Source organism: Priestia sp. FSL W8-0524 (genome assembly GCF_038005965.1).
Lineage (GTDB): Bacteria > Bacillota > Bacilli > Bacillales > Bacillaceae_H > Priestia > Priestia zanthoxyli.
The window spans coordinates 4,945,001-4,960,000 of the sequence record NZ_JBBOUG010000001.1 but is presented as its reverse complement, the minus strand read 5'-3'; the positions used below and the strand labels follow the sequence as shown (position 1 = coordinate 4,960,000).

Annotated in this window: 14 protein-coding genes, 1 tRNA gene, 2 rRNA genes, 1 other RNA gene and 1 other annotated feature (2 of these 19 only partly in view); of the genes, 5 read left to right on the top strand and 13 right to left on the bottom strand. The window is 38.2% G+C overall.

Annotated features, from left to right (window positions below; genetic code table 11):
* From recR to tadA, 5 genes are all read right to left on the bottom strand, one after another.
* Positions 1-323: the 5' portion of a recombination mediator RecR gene (gene recR / locus NST66_RS25870; protein ID WP_014461944.1), read on the bottom strand. It extends 274 nt beyond the left edge of the window; only the first 323 of its 597 coding nucleotides appear in the window; the start codon lies at positions 321-323; its stop codon lies off the left edge, out of view.
* Between the two features lie 15 nt (positions 324-338).
* Entirely contained in the window at positions 339-659 is a 321-nt protein-coding gene (locus NST66_RS25865) for a YbaB/EbfC family nucleoid-associated protein (RefSeq protein WP_013081327.1), read from the bottom strand.
* A gap of 19 nt (positions 660-678) precedes the next feature.
* Positions 679-2,367, bottom strand: coding sequence for a DNA polymerase III subunit gamma/tau (gene dnaX / locus NST66_RS25860; RefSeq protein WP_028412704.1), 1,689 nt, complete (start codon positions 2,365-2,367; stop codon positions 679-681).
* Positions 2,368-2,497: 130 nt separating this feature from the next.
* Positions 2,498-2,762, bottom strand: an RNA gene (gene ffs / locus NST66_RS25855) — signal recognition particle sRNA large type.
* A 102-nt stretch (positions 2,763-2,864) separates the two neighbouring features.
* Complete coding sequence (gene tadA / locus NST66_RS25850) at positions 2,865-3,335, bottom strand: tRNA adenosine(34) deaminase TadA (RefSeq protein WP_028412705.1); 471 nt, start codon at positions 3,333-3,335, stop codon at positions 2,865-2,867.
* A 79-nt stretch (positions 3,336-3,414) separates the two neighbouring features.
* On the opposite strand from tadA, the gene NST66_RS25845 reads away from it, so the two are divergent.
* The 4 genes from NST66_RS25845 (at position 3,415) to NST66_RS25830 (ending at position 6,774) form a co-directional block, all read left to right on the top strand.
* Entirely contained in the window at positions 3,415-3,957 is a 543-nt protein-coding gene (locus NST66_RS25845; protein WP_033580900.1) for an isochorismatase family cysteine hydrolase, read from the top strand.
* Between the two features lie 56 nt (positions 3,958-4,013).
* Positions 4,014-5,315, top strand: a complete 1,302-nt coding sequence (locus NST66_RS25840) for a glycoside hydrolase family 18 protein (protein WP_013081323.1) — start codon at positions 4,014-4,016, stop codon at positions 5,313-5,315.
* Between the two features lie 143 nt (positions 5,316-5,458).
* Positions 5,459-6,094 (top strand): deoxynucleoside kinase, encoded by a 636-nt coding sequence (locus NST66_RS25835; RefSeq protein WP_028412707.1) that lies wholly within the window; start codon positions 5,459-5,461, stop codon positions 6,092-6,094.
* On the top strand, positions 6,094-6,774 hold the full coding sequence (locus tag NST66_RS25830) for a deoxynucleoside kinase (protein ID WP_028412708.1): 681 nt from the start codon (positions 6,094-6,096) through the stop codon (positions 6,772-6,774). The genes NST66_RS25835 and NST66_RS25830 overlap by 1 nt, the downstream gene beginning before the upstream one ends.
* A 120-nt stretch (positions 6,775-6,894) precedes the next feature.
* On the opposite strand, the gene NST66_RS25825 is transcribed toward NST66_RS25830, so the two are convergent.
* The 6 genes from NST66_RS25825 to guaB all read right to left on the bottom strand — a co-directional run bounded on the left by NST66_RS25825 (position 6,895) and on the right by guaB (position 13,356).
* Positions 6,895-6,987: transfer RNA gene (locus NST66_RS25825), tRNA-Ser, on the bottom strand.
* A gap of 109 nt (positions 6,988-7,096) precedes the next feature.
* Positions 7,097-8,374, bottom strand: a complete 1,278-nt coding sequence (serS, locus tag NST66_RS25820) for a serine--tRNA ligase (protein ID WP_028412709.1) — start codon at positions 8,372-8,374, stop codon at positions 7,097-7,099.
* Positions 8,375-8,426: 52 nt separating this feature from the next.
* Positions 8,427-8,639, bottom strand: a binding site (T-box leader).
* 57 nt (positions 8,640-8,696) lie between these two features.
* On the bottom strand, positions 8,697-9,284 hold the full coding sequence (gene pdxT, locus NST66_RS25815) for a pyridoxal 5'-phosphate synthase glutaminase subunit PdxT (protein ID WP_028412710.1): 588 nt from the start codon (positions 9,282-9,284) through the stop codon (positions 8,697-8,699).
* 21 nt (positions 9,285-9,305) lie between these two features.
* Positions 9,306-10,193 (bottom strand): pyridoxal 5'-phosphate synthase lyase subunit PdxS, encoded by an 888-nt coding sequence (gene pdxS / locus NST66_RS25810; RefSeq protein ID WP_013054829.1) that lies wholly within the window; start codon positions 10,191-10,193, stop codon positions 9,306-9,308.
* A gap of 190 nt (positions 10,194-10,383) precedes the next feature.
* A complete protein-coding gene (locus NST66_RS25805) occupies positions 10,384-11,739 on the bottom strand; it encodes a serine hydrolase (RefSeq protein WP_028412711.1) in 1,356 nt (451 codons plus the stop codon).
* A 150-nt stretch (positions 11,740-11,889) separates the two neighbouring features.
* Positions 11,890-13,356 (bottom strand): IMP dehydrogenase, encoded by a 1,467-nt coding sequence (guaB, locus tag NST66_RS25800; protein ID WP_013054827.1) that lies wholly within the window; start codon positions 13,354-13,356, stop codon positions 11,890-11,892.
* 116 nt (positions 13,357-13,472) lie between these two features.
* Here guaB and NST66_RS25795 point away from each other — a divergent pair, with 116 nt between their 5' ends.
* A complete protein-coding gene (locus NST66_RS25795; protein WP_028412712.1) occupies positions 13,473-14,438 on the top strand; it encodes a YaaC family protein in 966 nt (321 codons plus the stop codon).
* Positions 14,439-14,464: 26 nt separating this feature from the next.
* Here the strand turns inward: NST66_RS25795 and rrf are convergent.
* Together rrf and NST66_RS25785 are read right to left on the bottom strand one after the other, a co-directional pair.
* Positions 14,465-14,580, bottom strand: a 5S ribosomal RNA gene (gene rrf, locus NST66_RS25790).
* 63 nt (positions 14,581-14,643) lie between these two features.
* Positions 14,644-15,000: ribosomal RNA gene (locus NST66_RS25785) — 23S ribosomal RNA — on the bottom strand; it runs 2,579 nt beyond the window's last position.

Sequence of the window (15,000 nt, the reverse complement as noted above, 5' to 3'; positions counted from 1 at the left end):
TGCAGGACATGATACAAGCCGTTATATTCTTTCATTTTCTCCATTGCAATGACATCTTTAGGGTCTTGCACGACACACACCACACTGCGCTCTCTACGCTGATCTTGACAAATGTAGCAAGGATCTTGATCTGTGATATGCCCACAAACTGAACAATAGGTTAAATTTCGCTTCGCATTAACTAATGCTTTTGCAAAATCTAATACCGTATCTTCTTTCATAGATAAAACAAAGAACGCTAAGCGAACAGCTGTTTTTGGACCAATGCCGGGTAACTTCATAAAACTATCTATAAGCTTTGATATTGGTTCTGGATAATGCACGTGGCAACCACCTTATTAAAGTCCTGGAATATTTAAACCTTTTGTAAATTGACCCATTGTGTTATTTGTTAAATCGTCCATTTGTTTTAATGCGTCATTTGTTGCTGCTAGTACTAAATCTTGTAGCATTTCAATATCTTCAGGATCTACTACATCCTCTTTAATATTTACATCAATTACTTGTTTCTGACCGTTAACCACAACTGTTACCATTCCACCGCCAGCTGTACCTTCAACAGTTTTTTCAGCTAACTCTTCCTGCGCTTTTTGCATATCTTTTTGCATTTTTTGCATTTGTTTCATCATTTTTTGCATATTGCCCATGCCTTTCATCATATGAACATTCCTCCTAAATTTACTCTTGAATTTCGATTAAGTCTTCTCCAAATAGCTTTTTCGCTTCTGCAACCACGGGGTCTTCCTCCTGTGGTTGACCTGATGACCCATCACTTTGCTGTCCTTGAAGAAACTCTTCTCTTACTTTATCCCATTCACTTTCTGGAATTGCAACCATTTCACGCTTGCTGCCAATTAAAGTATATAAGATATTCTCTAAATTATCACGTACATTGTTGTTATTTTCAGAAGCCATTTTACAATGAATTTCATATTTGAATTTAAGTATAAATGATTGATCTGAAGACGCAACCGGTTCACTGTTAGATAACAACGCTGCATGTGAAGCTTTATTTTGTTGTTTCAATGTGTCTAATACCTGCGCCCAAGATCGCTTAATGGTTTCTAAATTCTGCCGAGTGGCATTTTTTAAAACTTCATTTACCTTTCCAACAGGCGTTTTGTACTGACTTCTTGACTGTCTTGTCTGTTTTTTCTCTGTTTGCGCTGCCTGAGCTGTATGATCAACTTGAATGCCTTTTTCTTTTAGCTGCTGCAGTTCTGCTTCCATTTGATTCATTTTTTGCAAAATGTCTTGATATGGAAGAGCACCCTCTTGATTTGTAGAACTTTGAGCTAATTTTACTAAAGCTACTTCAAGTAGCACTCGAGGATGATTGCTCCATTTCATCTCTTGCTGAGTTTGGTTCAATTCAGCAATGACTTTATAAATAAAGGCACTATCCATTTTTGAACTAAGTTCTTTAAACTCTTCGTTAACCGCTGCTTTTTCAAGTAAATATGCATTTTCTTCTGAAGCTTGATAAAGCAGAACATCACGATAATAGAAGATGAGGTCCTCTACAAACCTCGCTGGATCTTTTCCGTTTTTGATCAAACTTTCAACAGAATCTAGCGCTTCTACAATGTTTTCGTTAAAGATAGCTTGGACGATCTTCACAATAAAAGACTGTGATACTGCTCCTGTTATGGATAGAACATCCTCTAAGCTCACCTTCTCCGTACTATACGAGATGGCTTGGTCTAAAAGACTAAGTGCATCACGCATGCCTCCTTCTGAAGCTTTCGCAATTTCATAAAGAGCATCCTCGCTTACTTCTAGCTCTTCAGAACCTAATACTTCCTTCATTCGATATACGATATCTTCTGGCGAAATGCGTTTGAAATCAAAGCGCTGACATCTGGAGATAATCGTTAATGGAATTTTATGGGGCTCTGTTGTAGCTAAAATAAAGATGACATGTGCAGGAGGTTCTTCTAACGTTTTTAACAAAGCGTTAAAAGCTCCAATTGAAAGCATATGAACTTCATCAATAATGTACACTTTGTATCGAACAGCACTAGGTGCATATTTTACTTTATCACGGATATCTCGAATTTCATCGACTCCATTATTAGAGGCTGCATCAATTTCAATTACATCAGAAATGGAACCATCCGTAATTCCCCGACAAGTTGCACATTCATTACAAGGTTCAGCAATGGGTGCTTTTTCACAGTTAACGGCTTTCGCTAAAATTTTAGCAGCTGTTGTCTTCCCTGTCCCTCGAGGCCCAGAAAATAAATACGCATGCGAAAATTTTTCTTGGACAAGGGCATTTTGAAGTGTTTTGATAATATGTTGTTGACCGACTACGTCGTTAAAGCTTTGAGGACGGTATACACGGTACAGAGCCTGATATGCCACTACATCCTCTCCTTTTAATATAATTCATTAGTTCTCATTATAGCGTATTATGAGGTTTTTTTTCAAAATAGTAAGAGATAAAATAAAAAGCCTACTCTCACAGAGTAGACTAAACTTATGTATATAACTGCCGTGCACCTTCCGTCGATTAGCCACCCCAGGCGTTACTTAAGCAGTTAGCTCGGTTCAGGCGACCCCATGGCACATGAGAGGTTCTGCTTACTGCTGCTTCCTTCCGGACCTGACAGGGTTCACAGATTCCCATTGCATAGGACCCAAACGTCAACACCACTTACTTAAGGCAGGCCCTAAGATGAGCTAACCTCAAGAAGGAATTCGGCCTCGCTAGAGCGGATTGCGAGTACAGGGCACCGCTACCTCCCCGCTTAGCACGGCAAAGTTGAAACCAATAGTTTGGGCATCAAGTTGATGCATTTACAAGTATACGTCTTTTCATTCAAAAATGCAACCGCTATAGAAAACTTACTTTTTTAGCGCTATTTTCCAGCCTTTTTTCGTTGACGTAACTCACGAAAAAAAGTCGTTAAGAGGCTCCCGCATTCTTCTTCTAGCATACCTCCTACTACTTCTGCTTGATGATTAAACTTTTCAAACTCTAATAAATTTAACAATGTTCCAGCGCAGCCACCTTTAGGATCATAAGCGCCAAACACAACTCTTTTCACTCTTGATAATACAATAGCACCTGCACACATCGGACATGGTTCTAAGGTGACATATAACGTAGCGTCTTCCAACCTCCATGTTCCTAGTTTCTTACATGCTTCATCAATGGCTAAAAGTTCCGCATGAGCAACTGATCGCTGTTCTGTTTCTCGTAAGTTATAAGCTGCAGCAATCACCTCATCATTTTGAACAATAACTGCCCCAATAGGAACCTCTAATTTATCTTTAGCTTTTAATGCTTCATCAATTGCCAACCTCATATACTTTTCATCATTTAACACTTTTTATCCAACCTTACATATTATATTTTTTCTGAGTCAAACTATTTACTATGTACATCAGGAAAAGGAGAGACCTTGTGTGAAGAATGCTAAAACTGCTTTAATTATTATTGATATGCTAAACGATTTTCAATTCAAAAACGGCAAAGTACTTGCTGAAAAATCTTTAATAATCGCTCAAAATATTGCCGAATTAAAACAATATGCCTCGTCTCAACATATCCCTATTATTTACGTCAATGACCACTATAAGCTGTGGCAAGCAAACTTAGAAACCATTTTAACACACTGCACAAATGAGGTAAGTTCACCCATTCTACATCACATTTCACCACAAAACGCTGATTACTTTTTAATTAAACCAAAGCATTCTATTTTCTATGGAACAGCTTTAAATATTTTGCTATCACAGCTCGATGTGCATACACTTATTTTAACAGGAATTGCGGGAAATATATGCGTGCTTTTTTCAGCCAACGATGCTTATATGCGTGAGTATAATTTAATTGTGCCTGAAGATTGTATTGCTTCAAACGCAGATGAAGACAATACCTTTGCTTTAAGAATGATGCATAACGTATTAAATGCTCGTATTTGCAAACATACTGAGTTGATGAATTAAGTAAAAAGCCTTCTCATATGATGGAAGTAAGTCATATGAAATGGAGGCTTTTTATTATGCAAATTTACACTGTTAAAGCAGGTGACAGTATATATAGTATTGCAAAACAGTTCCGGATTGACGCAGGAAAGATTATAAGAGCAAATGAATTACCTAATCCAAATCAACTCGTCATCGGGCAATCTATGGTTATTCCCATCAACGGTACTTACTACACAGTAAAAGCTGGGGACACTATATGGAAAATAGGACGAAAATTAGGCGTTAGCTATCAGGCTATTGCCAATGCGAACAATGTTTCAGTTACAGCACCCTTAACACCTGGCCGCCGCATCTTAATTCCCCCTTCCCCAAACAAAAGAAACGGTGAGTTTTTAGGGTATGTTGAAACAAGCAATCGAAAAATCACCCCTCAAACAGAGAAAATGATTAATCAAAATGCAAAATACCTTACTTATCTCGGACCAGCGAACTTCGAAGTGCAAAAAGACGGTTCTCTAAAGGCACCTCCACTTAACAATTTAGGTTCTATTGCTAAAGAAAATGACGTCATCTTCTTAATGGTATTGGCTAATATTGAAAACGGTGCATTCAGTGATGAAGTCGGCCGAGCAATTTTAACTAATAAAGACGTTCAAGATACGCTCTTAAATAATATTGTAAAAACAGCGAAAGAACAAAATTTCAGAGACATTCACTTTGACTTCGAATTTTTGCGTCCGGCAGATAAAGAAGCCTATATTGCATTCTTACAGAAAGCAAAAAAGCGTCTTCAAGATGAGCAACTTCTCATGTCTGTGGCTTTAGCTCCGAAGACAAGTCGAGATCAAAAAGGCAAATGGTATGAAGCACATGATTATAAAGCCATTGGAGAGATTGCTAACTTCGTTGTTCCAATGACATATGAATGGGGATATAGCGGTGGGCCTCCTATGGCCGTCTCTCCTATTGGTCCCGTACGTGATGTTTTAGAATATGCAGTATCTGAAATACCTAGTTCAAAAATTATCATGGGCCAAAACCTATATGGTTACGATTGGACACTGCCTTACAAACCAGGAGGAGAATATGCCAAAGCCATTAGTCCTCAACGAGCTATTGAGTTGGCAGCTCGTTATAAAGTAGCTATTCAATACGACAATAAAGCACAAGCTCCTTTCTTCCGGTATAAAGATGAACAGCAGCGCACTCACGAAGTATGGTTTGAAGACGCTAGATCTATTCAGGCCAAGTTTGATTTAATCAAAGAATTAAAACTTAGAGGAATGGCCTACTGGAAACTAGGCTTAGATTTCCCGCAAAACTGGCTCTTGATTGAAGACAACTTCAAAATTACAAAAAGAGTGACACAGCCATAAATAGGGAAAGCTTACTGTTAACAGTAGGCTTTTTGTTATTCTTCTTACTGAAAGAAATTTCTTTTCCCCTTATTCTCCTTCTCTATGTTAAAATATTTTTTGTCTGTTTTTTTTGAACGAGTGGTCATGAAGGAGGCAAATGAATGCAAGGCACACCTTTTATTTCAGTAGAAGGACCCATCGGTGTCGGAAAAACCTCTCTAGCTAAAGAGATTGCACAAGCATTTCAGTTCGAAATTTTAAAAGAAATCGTAGATGAAAATCCATTTCTCGGGAAATTTTATGAGAATATCGACGAGTGGAGTTTTCAAACCGAAATGTTTTTTCTATGTAATCGATATAAGCAGTTAGAGGATATTCAAAAAGGGTTCTTATCTTATAAAAAACCTGTTGTAGCAGATTATCATATTATGAAAAACATGATTTTCGCTGAGCAAACGTTAAAAGATGAACAGTATAAAAAATATGTACAAATCTTCCACATCTTAACGGCTGATATGCCGGCTCCGAACATTATTATTTATTTAAATGCCAGTTTAGATACCTTGCTAAAGCGTATTAAAATGCGTGGAAGAGAAATTGAACGAAACATCGATCCTCACTACCTTGCGAGACTAAGTGATGATTATGAAAAAGCTATGACGGCATTTGAACAAAAGAACCCTGACGTAACCATTTTACGTTATAACGGTGATGAAATAGATTTTGTACAAAATAAACAACACTTAAATAGAATCTTATCAGAGGTTCAAGAGAGTATGTTGAAAAGGAGTATATAATGGTAAACTTACGATCGAAATACAACATTCCTAATGATGCTGTGTTGACGATAGCGGGTACAGTTGGAGTTGGGAAATCTACAATGACTCAATCATTGGCTGATGCTCTCCAATTTCGCACATCGTTTGAAAAAGTAGATTCCAACCCTTACCTGGACAAATTTTATGGGGATTTTGAACGCTGGAGCTTTCACCTACAGGTATATTTTTTAGCGGAACGCTTTAAAGAACAAAAGAAGATTTTCGAGTATGGGGGCGGCTTTATCCAAGACAGATCCATTTACGAAGATACCGGTATCTTTGCTAAGATGCATTTTGAAAAGGGAACAATGTCTAAAGTAGACTATGAGACATATACAAGCTTGTTCGATGCAATGGTTATGACTCCATACTTCCCTCATCCAGATCTGCTCATTTATTTGGAAGGCAGCTTCGAAGATATTGTAGATCGCATTCAAGAAAGAGGGCGACCAATGGAACAACAAACGCCTCTTGATTATTGGAAAGAGATGCACGCCCGATATGAAGAATGGATTAATAACTTTACGGCTTGTCCTATTCTCCGTTTAGATATTAGAGAATACGACCTTCTCAAGGATCCTGATTCAATTGAATCAATTGTTGAAAAAGTGGCTCGCTTTTTACAACATAATGAAAAGTTAAAACGTCGTCAGCTATAAAAAAATGCCGCTTTAATAAATAAAGCGGCATTTTCAACAAATAAAAAACCGTTACTTATAAGTAACGGTTTTCCAATCTCCAATTTATCGCGCTATGTTAATTGCATTATAAGTCAAATATGGCGGAGGAAGAGGGATTCGAACCCCCGCGGGCTTTAACACCCCTGTCGGTTTTCAAGACCGATCCCTTCAGCCGGACTTGGGTATTCCTCCGTATCGACAAGTATTAATTTATCATATAAAAATAATGAAGTCAACTCTTTTATTAATTTTTTTAAAAAAGATGTTCATTAAAAATTAATTTAATGAACATCTTCTACTTTTATTTAGAAATAACTTCTTTATTTCCCATATATGGACGCAGCACTTCTGGAATTTGAATTGATCCATCTTCCTGCTGGTAGTTTTCTAAAATTGCAGCTACCGTACGGCCAATTGCTAAGCCAGAACCATTTAGTGTATGAACATGTTCTGGTTTTGCTTTTGTATCACGGCGGAAGCGAATATTAGCACGGCGAGCTTGGAAGCTTTCAAAGTTTGAACAAGAAGAAATTTCACGATACGTTTCATAACTTGGAATCCAAACTTCAATATCATACTTTTTGGCTGCTGTGAAACCTAAGTCAGCTGTACACATGCTTAGAACTCGGTAAGGTAAACCTAATAGTTGAAGAACCTTTTCAGCATGGCCCGTTAATTTTTCTAATTCATCATAAGAATCTTCTGGCTTAACAAAGCGAACAAGTTCTACTTTATTAAACTGATGCTGACGAATAAGCCCACGTGTATCTCTTCCTGCAGAGCCTGCTTCTGAGCGGAAGCAAGCACTATACGCTGTATAAGCAATTGGAAGCTGATCTCCGCTTAAAATTTCATCACGATGTAAATTTGTAACTGGTACTTCAGCTGTAGGAATTAAGAAATAATCTTCTTCTTTAATTTTAAATGCATCTTCTTCAAATTTAGGAAGCTGCCCTGTTCCTGTCATACTTGTACGATTCACCATATATGGAGGAAGGATTTCTTCATAACCATGCTCATCCATATGTAAATCCATCATAAAGTTAATAAGAGCACGTTCTAATCTTGCACCTAACCCTTTATAAAATACAAAGCGGCTTCCCGTTACTTTCGAAGCTCTTTCAAAATCTAAAATATTTAAATCTGTTCCTAAATCCCAATGCGGTTTTGGTTCAAAATCAAATTGTTTAATTTCTCCCCATTTGCGAACTTCTACGTTATCATCTTCAGTTTCACCTACAGGCGTACTTTCATGTGGAACGTTAGGAATTGAAAGCAGCAATAGCTCTAACTCTTCTTCAACGCTGCGAAGCTCTTCATCCAATTGCTTTACGCGGTCTCCTACTTCACGCATTTCAACGATTAAATGATCAGCATCTTGTTTTTCACGTTTCAATTGTGCAATTTGCTGTGATACTTCATTTCGCTTGCTTTTTAACTCTTCTGTTTGAGCAATTAGCTCACGGCGTTTTGCATCTAACTCTTCAAAGCGACCTAAGTCCGTTAAGTCCTCACCACGAAACTTGAGCTTTTCTTTTACTTCATTAAAATTAGCACGTAAAAATTTTAAATCTAACATACTGAGTACCTCCTTTAGTATAAAAGGGCAAAATAAAAACTCTCATCCCTGTGAAAGGGACGAGAGTTTACCCGCGTTGCCACCCTAATTGAAAGCTAAAATAAGCCTTCCTCTTAAACCAGATAACGGATGAACCGAAACTGCCTACTACTTTTTCGACAGCTTGCTCCAGGACGGATTCATAAGAATTGATTATCGATTCACACCAGCCATCGACTCTCTTGAAATCAAAAATCTTATTACTATTTCCTATCAACGCTTTATACCAATATCATTTTTATTAATCATAATGTACTACAAGTCTTTACAAGATGCAATTCATTTATACAGGTTTTTTCGAAGCTTCTTCAACCATTGCTACAAAATACTGAGCCATGCGAGCATCATCTGTTAATTCTGGATGAAACGAACATCCCAAGAATTGACCTTGTCTTGCTGCAACAATTCGGTCGTTATGCATTGCCAAGACTTCAACGTTTTCTCCTACTTCTACAATATGCGGAGCACGGATAAATACGCCTATAAAATCTTCACCAATATCTTTAATATTTAGAGCAGCTTCAAAGCTATCTCGTTGGCGCCCAAATGAATTTCGAGCTACCGTAATATCCATAACACCTAAATGGGGCTCTTCACGGTCAACAACTTGTCCTGCAAGTAAAATTAAACCCGCACACGTACCAAACACCGGTTTACCTGCTTGTGCAAACTGGCGAAGAGGTTCCATAAAGTCATACTTGTCAATCAGACGACGCATCGCTGTGCTTTCGCCGCCCGGTAGGATTAAACCATCTATTTCGTCTAGCTGTTCAACTTTTTTAATGATAATGGCTTCAGCGCCTGCTGCTTCTAATGCTTGTGCATGCTCGCGAAAGGCACCTTGTAATCCTAACACGCCTACTTTTACCATTTTGTCAAAACTCCCTTTAAATTACCATCCACGCTCTTGCATGCGGTTTTCTGGTAATAATGATGAAATTTCAATCCCTTTCATTGCACTTCCTAATCCTTTTGACAAGTTTGCAATGAGTTCATAATCTTGATAATGCGTTGTTGCCTCAACGATTGCTCGAGCAAATTTTTCAGGGTTGTCGGATTTAAAGATTCCTGAACCAACGAACACACCGTCTGCTCCAAGCTGCATCATTAACGCTGCGTCTGCTGGTGTTGCTACACCGCCCGCTGCAAAGTTTACAACCGGTAGGCGACCTTCACGTTTAATTTGCAGTAATAACTCATAAGGCGCGCCTAATAGTTTTGCCTCTGTCATTAACTCATCTTCGTCCATGCCCACAACTTTACGTACTTGAGCGTTTACTTGGCGCATATGACGCACTGCTTCCACGATGTTTCCTGTCCCTGGTTCGCCTTTTGTACGAAGCATTGCAGCTCCTTCAGCAATACGGCGGGATGCTTCACCAAGATCACGACAACCGCACACAAATGGAACCGTAAATGTATTTTTATTTAAATGAAACTCCTCATCAGCTGGAGTCAACACTTCACTTTCATCGATGTAGTCTACACCCATCGCTTCTAGCACGCGTGCTTCAACAATATGGCCAATACGAGCTTTTGCCATAACTGGAATGGACACAGCATTCATCACTTCTTCAACAATTGTTGGGTCTGCCATACGAGACACGCCGCCTGCTGCACGGATATCAGCTGGAACACGCTCTAATGCCATAACGGCAACAGCGCCTGCTGCTTCTGCAATTTTTGCTTGCTCTGCGTTGATCACGTCCATGATAACGCCACCTTTTTGCATTTCCGCCATTCCTCGTTTTACACGATCAGTACCTGTAATGTTATTCATGTTTGTCTTCCTCCTGTATCAAGTGTTTCACAATAATTTTTAGTGTATATACAAAATTCAAAACTTAGTGTCTATTTTACCGTATTTTTCGGAAAATTCCTATCTAATTTATAGATTATATACAAACAAATCTAAAAATAAAAAAAAGAGATACTCCCTTGTAGTATCTCTTCTTTCTCTTGAGTTATCATTAAAACCAGTTATTCACTGTATTTGCAGCATTCATCCAAATATCGCTGAAGAAGTTACCAATACTGCGGATAGCGAGAGAGAACCATCCAGCTTTTTCAACAGATTCGTTTGTCACGACCGGCGTCATGCTATCTGTAGTTTGGCCTCCTACATAGCCTAGATCTTTAAGATTGCTGTTTGTTGCACTTACATAAGCAACTGTTTCTCCTTTTTTAATAGGAGCAACAACTTTTTGATCGTTCATAACTTTATCGTTTAACTTAAAGTTGATTTTAGTATGATCTTTTTGACCTTTTTCGGTAATAATTTTTACCGAATTCTTTGGAGAAACGGAAGCTTCTTTTGATTTTCCTTTAGCAACATCAATTGTTTCATGCCCTTTAATCTCGCCGTTAGCAGGCACTACTTCTTTTAACTGAAAATGACTAAAAGCATAATCCAATATCTTTTTCGTTTGAGAAAAACGAGCAGCTTCTGTAGACTTGCCGTTTTCCTTGGCATTCATTACAACTGTTATGTATCTTACCCCGTTACGCTCTGCAGTTCCAGTGAAACATTGACCTGCAAAATCTGTATGACCAGTTTTTAAGCCGTCTACGCCGCTGTATGCAGCTGAAAAACCAGGGAGCATCTTATTCCAATTGTTCATTTTTGTTTCGCCTTGTTGCCCTTGTCTAAACATCTTGGAAGGAGTTTTGGCTACTTCCAAAGATTCTGGATAATCATGAATCAAGTGATAAGCAAGAGTAGCAACTGCCCGAGCAGATAGGAGGTTCTCATCTTCTTCCTTTGTTCCTTTTGGATACATCCCTTTTAACAAGGAATTAGAAAGACCTGTAGAATTGACAAATTTTGATTCACCCATATTTAATTTTTTTGCTGTTTCATTCATTAACTTAATGAAACCTTCTTCAGAACCACTGACAGCTTCAGCTAAAGCAATGGCTGCTCCATTAGCTGAATAAATAGCCATGGCATCATATAATTCTTTCACCGTATATTTTTGGTTTTCGATTAATGGTACATTTGATAATCCATAATCCTGAGAAATTTTAGCTGCATATTTACTAACTGGCACACGTTGATCCCAAGATAATTTCTTATCTTTTATGGATTCTAATACTAGGTATTCCGTCATCATTTTTGTCATGCTTGCAATACCTAATAAAGCATCCGTATTTTTCCCGTATAGCACTTTCCCCGTACTTGCCTCTACTAAAATGGCTGCGTCTGCTTCAACGCCAATATCATCTGTTTTAGAAGCAGCTGATGCTTGTGTAGAGACAAAAAATACGCTGGCCATTAACATAACAGCAATGACACAAATTAATTGTTTCTGTACTGCGTTTCTCACTCTATACCCTCCAAACGTAAACTCACATAAATGTAATTTTATCATACTAAAATTTAAAAAAATAGATAAAGAAGTACTGTTACATTCATGATTAATGACATAAAAAACACGTTTCCCTATTAAGGAAACGTGTTTTTTACACATTCATGATTATCTCATAGAATAGTTAGGAGATTCTTTTGTAATTTGTACATCATGTGGGTGACTTTCTCTTAAGCCTGCTCCAGTCATACGGATGAATTGTGCCTGTTCACGTAACGCTTCTAAGTTAGCTGAACCACAGTAACCCATTCCTGCGCGTAAACCACCAATCATTTGATATAAAGTATCTGCTACAGGTCCTTTGTAAGGCAAACGGCCTTCGATACCTTCTGGAACTAATTTTTTATTATCTTCTTGGAAGTATCGATCTTTACTTCCTTTTTCCATAGCTCCCACAGAGCCCATTCCACGATACACTTTAAAGCGTCTTCCTTGGTAGATTTCTGTTTCGCCAGGGCTTTCTGTCGTTCCTGCTAGAAGGCTTCCTAGCATTACTGTATGTCCACCAGCTGCAAGTGCTTTTACGATATCTCCAGAGTACTTAATACCGCCATCTGCAATAATAGCTACCCCGTGCTTACGAGCTTCAGTTGCACAGTCATATACTGCCGTAATTTGTGGAACGCCTACACCAGCGACAACACGAGTTGTACAAATTGAACCAGGTCCAATTCCTACTTTTACTACGTTTGCTCCAGCTTCAATTAATGCTTTTGTACCTTCAGCCGTTGCTACGTTACCAGCAATAATATTTAATTCTGGATATGCCTCGCGAATGCTGCGCACTGTATCTAAAACGCCTTGTGAATGTCCATGCGCTGTATCAATAACGATAACATCAACGCCAGCTTGTACTAATTTTTCGATACGAACATTTGAATCAGCTGTTACGCCAACAGCTGCTCCAACTAATAATCGACCTTGTTGATCTTTAGCTGCATTTGGAAACTCAATTACTTTTTCAATGTCTTTAATTGTGATAAGGCCTTTTAATACGCCATTGTCATCTACAAGAGGTAACTTTTCAATTTTGTATTGCTGTAGAATTTTCTCTGCTTCTTCTAAAGTCGTTCCTACTGGAGCAGTAACTAATTCTTCTTTTGTCATTACATCAGCAATTTGCATTGAATAATCTTGGATGAAACGCAAGTCACGGTTTGTAAGGATTCCAACTAGTTTTTGTTCTTCTTCGTTGTTGACAATCGGCACACCTGAGATACGATATTTGCCCATTAAGTGTTCAGCAGCAAATACTTGGTTTTCAGGAGTTAAAAAGAAAGGATCCGTGATAACACCACTTTCAGAACGTTTTACTTTATCAACTTGTTCTGCTTGCTGTTCAATCGACATGTTTTTGTGAATGATACCCAAACCACCTTGTCTAGCCATCGCAATAGCCATTTCAGCTTCTGTAACTGTATCCATTCCTGCACTGATGAACGGCACCTTTAATTTTAATGTTTTTGTTAGTTCAACACTCATATCAACGTCTTTAGGTAGTACCTCAGATTTTGCTGGCACCAGTAAAACGTCATCAAATGTTAAGCCTTCTTTAGAAAATTTGCTTTCCCACATTATAGAATCCTCCTTTAAACGACAGAATATTATTAGTAGATTAACAAGCAGATATGTACCTGTCAATAACTTCACTAGATATCAGATAATTCTAATAAAAAGAAAAGGTGATTTAGTTGCATAAATTTAATGATGTTTGGACGTCCTACAATTTATTTTTCTCCGTTCCTTTTGTACAAGACTTTTTAAAAAAGCGCTATCAAAAATTGAATTATAGCGATGCAGAGCAACATAGTTTTAAAAACAGTTACCCATTTATTTATTATTTGGAACACAGTAAAAATTATTATCAAGTTGCGGCACAATCTCCTGTATCAGTTCAACCCGTTTTATTATTTTATGGAATGTCACAGCTGTTAAAAGCTTGTTTGTTAACACAAAACCCCGTATATCCCGAAAATACGGCGGTGTTAGCACATGGAGTATCAACACGAAAAAGAAAAAAACAAAGTTATGATTTTTTAGATGATGAAGTTAAGATTCAAAAAAGCGGTTTATTTTCACAAGTAGGAGAAGAATTGTTTCATGTGAAACAACTAGAAGGTAGTAAATATACAATGAATTATCTGTTGTCTTGTGTACCTGAATTAGATACATTATTTTTAAATTTGGGTACGAGGCCATCTTCCCATTTAACAACTATTGGATCGCTTCCAGCTACCTCTTTGCCTATTCCTGAACAAGTTACAAGGTGTTATCATATGAATCACGAAAGACTCTATTCTTTTTTAAAAGAGCGTTCCCATCTATCATTGTCTTTGTCAGAAGATCAGGTATGTATTCTTGACCCTTCAAGCTGTTTATATAATTGTTCACCTTTTATGTACAATTTCCAAGCTAACACGCTGCATGCACCGTTGGAAAAAGATAGCTGCTTATATTTCCCTGAGATGTTGGCACATTACTTATTACTTTATAATTTAAGTATGATTTCACGTTATGAAACAGAGTGGTGGTATGAATTATTGCATACATACTCTTCGAAAGATTATCCATTTATCTTGAGGTTCCTTGAGGTTACAGCTCAAAAGATTCCTTACTTAATTTCTTGTTACTTAAATGAACACACAAAAAAAGACTAGCTAAAATAGCTAGTCTTTTTTCAAGTGCCTGGCAACGTCCTACTCTCACAGGGACAAAGTCCCAACTACCATTGGCGCTAAAGAGCTTAACTTCCGTGTTCGGTATGGGAACGGGTGTGACCTCTTCGCTATCGCCACCAGACAAGAGATTGCTCTCTCAAAACTAGGTAACAGGTTGCTGAGTAAAGCTTACGCTTTTAAAAGTTTGGTTAAGTCCTCGATCGATTAGTATCAGTCAGCTACACATGTCGCCACGCTTCCACCTCTGACCTATCAACCTGATCATCTTTCAGGGATCTTACTAGCTTGCGCTATGGGAAATCTCATCTTGAGGGGGGCTTCATGCTTAGATGCTTTCAGCACTTATCCCGTCCACACATAGCTACCCAGCGATGCCTTTGGCAAGACAACTGGTACACCAGCGGTGTGTCCATCCCGGTCCTCTCGTACTAAGGACAGCTCCTCTCAAATTTCCTACGCCCACGACGGATAGGGACCGAACTGTCTCACGACGTTCTGAACCCAGCTCGCGTACCGCTTTAATGGGCGAACAGCCCAACCC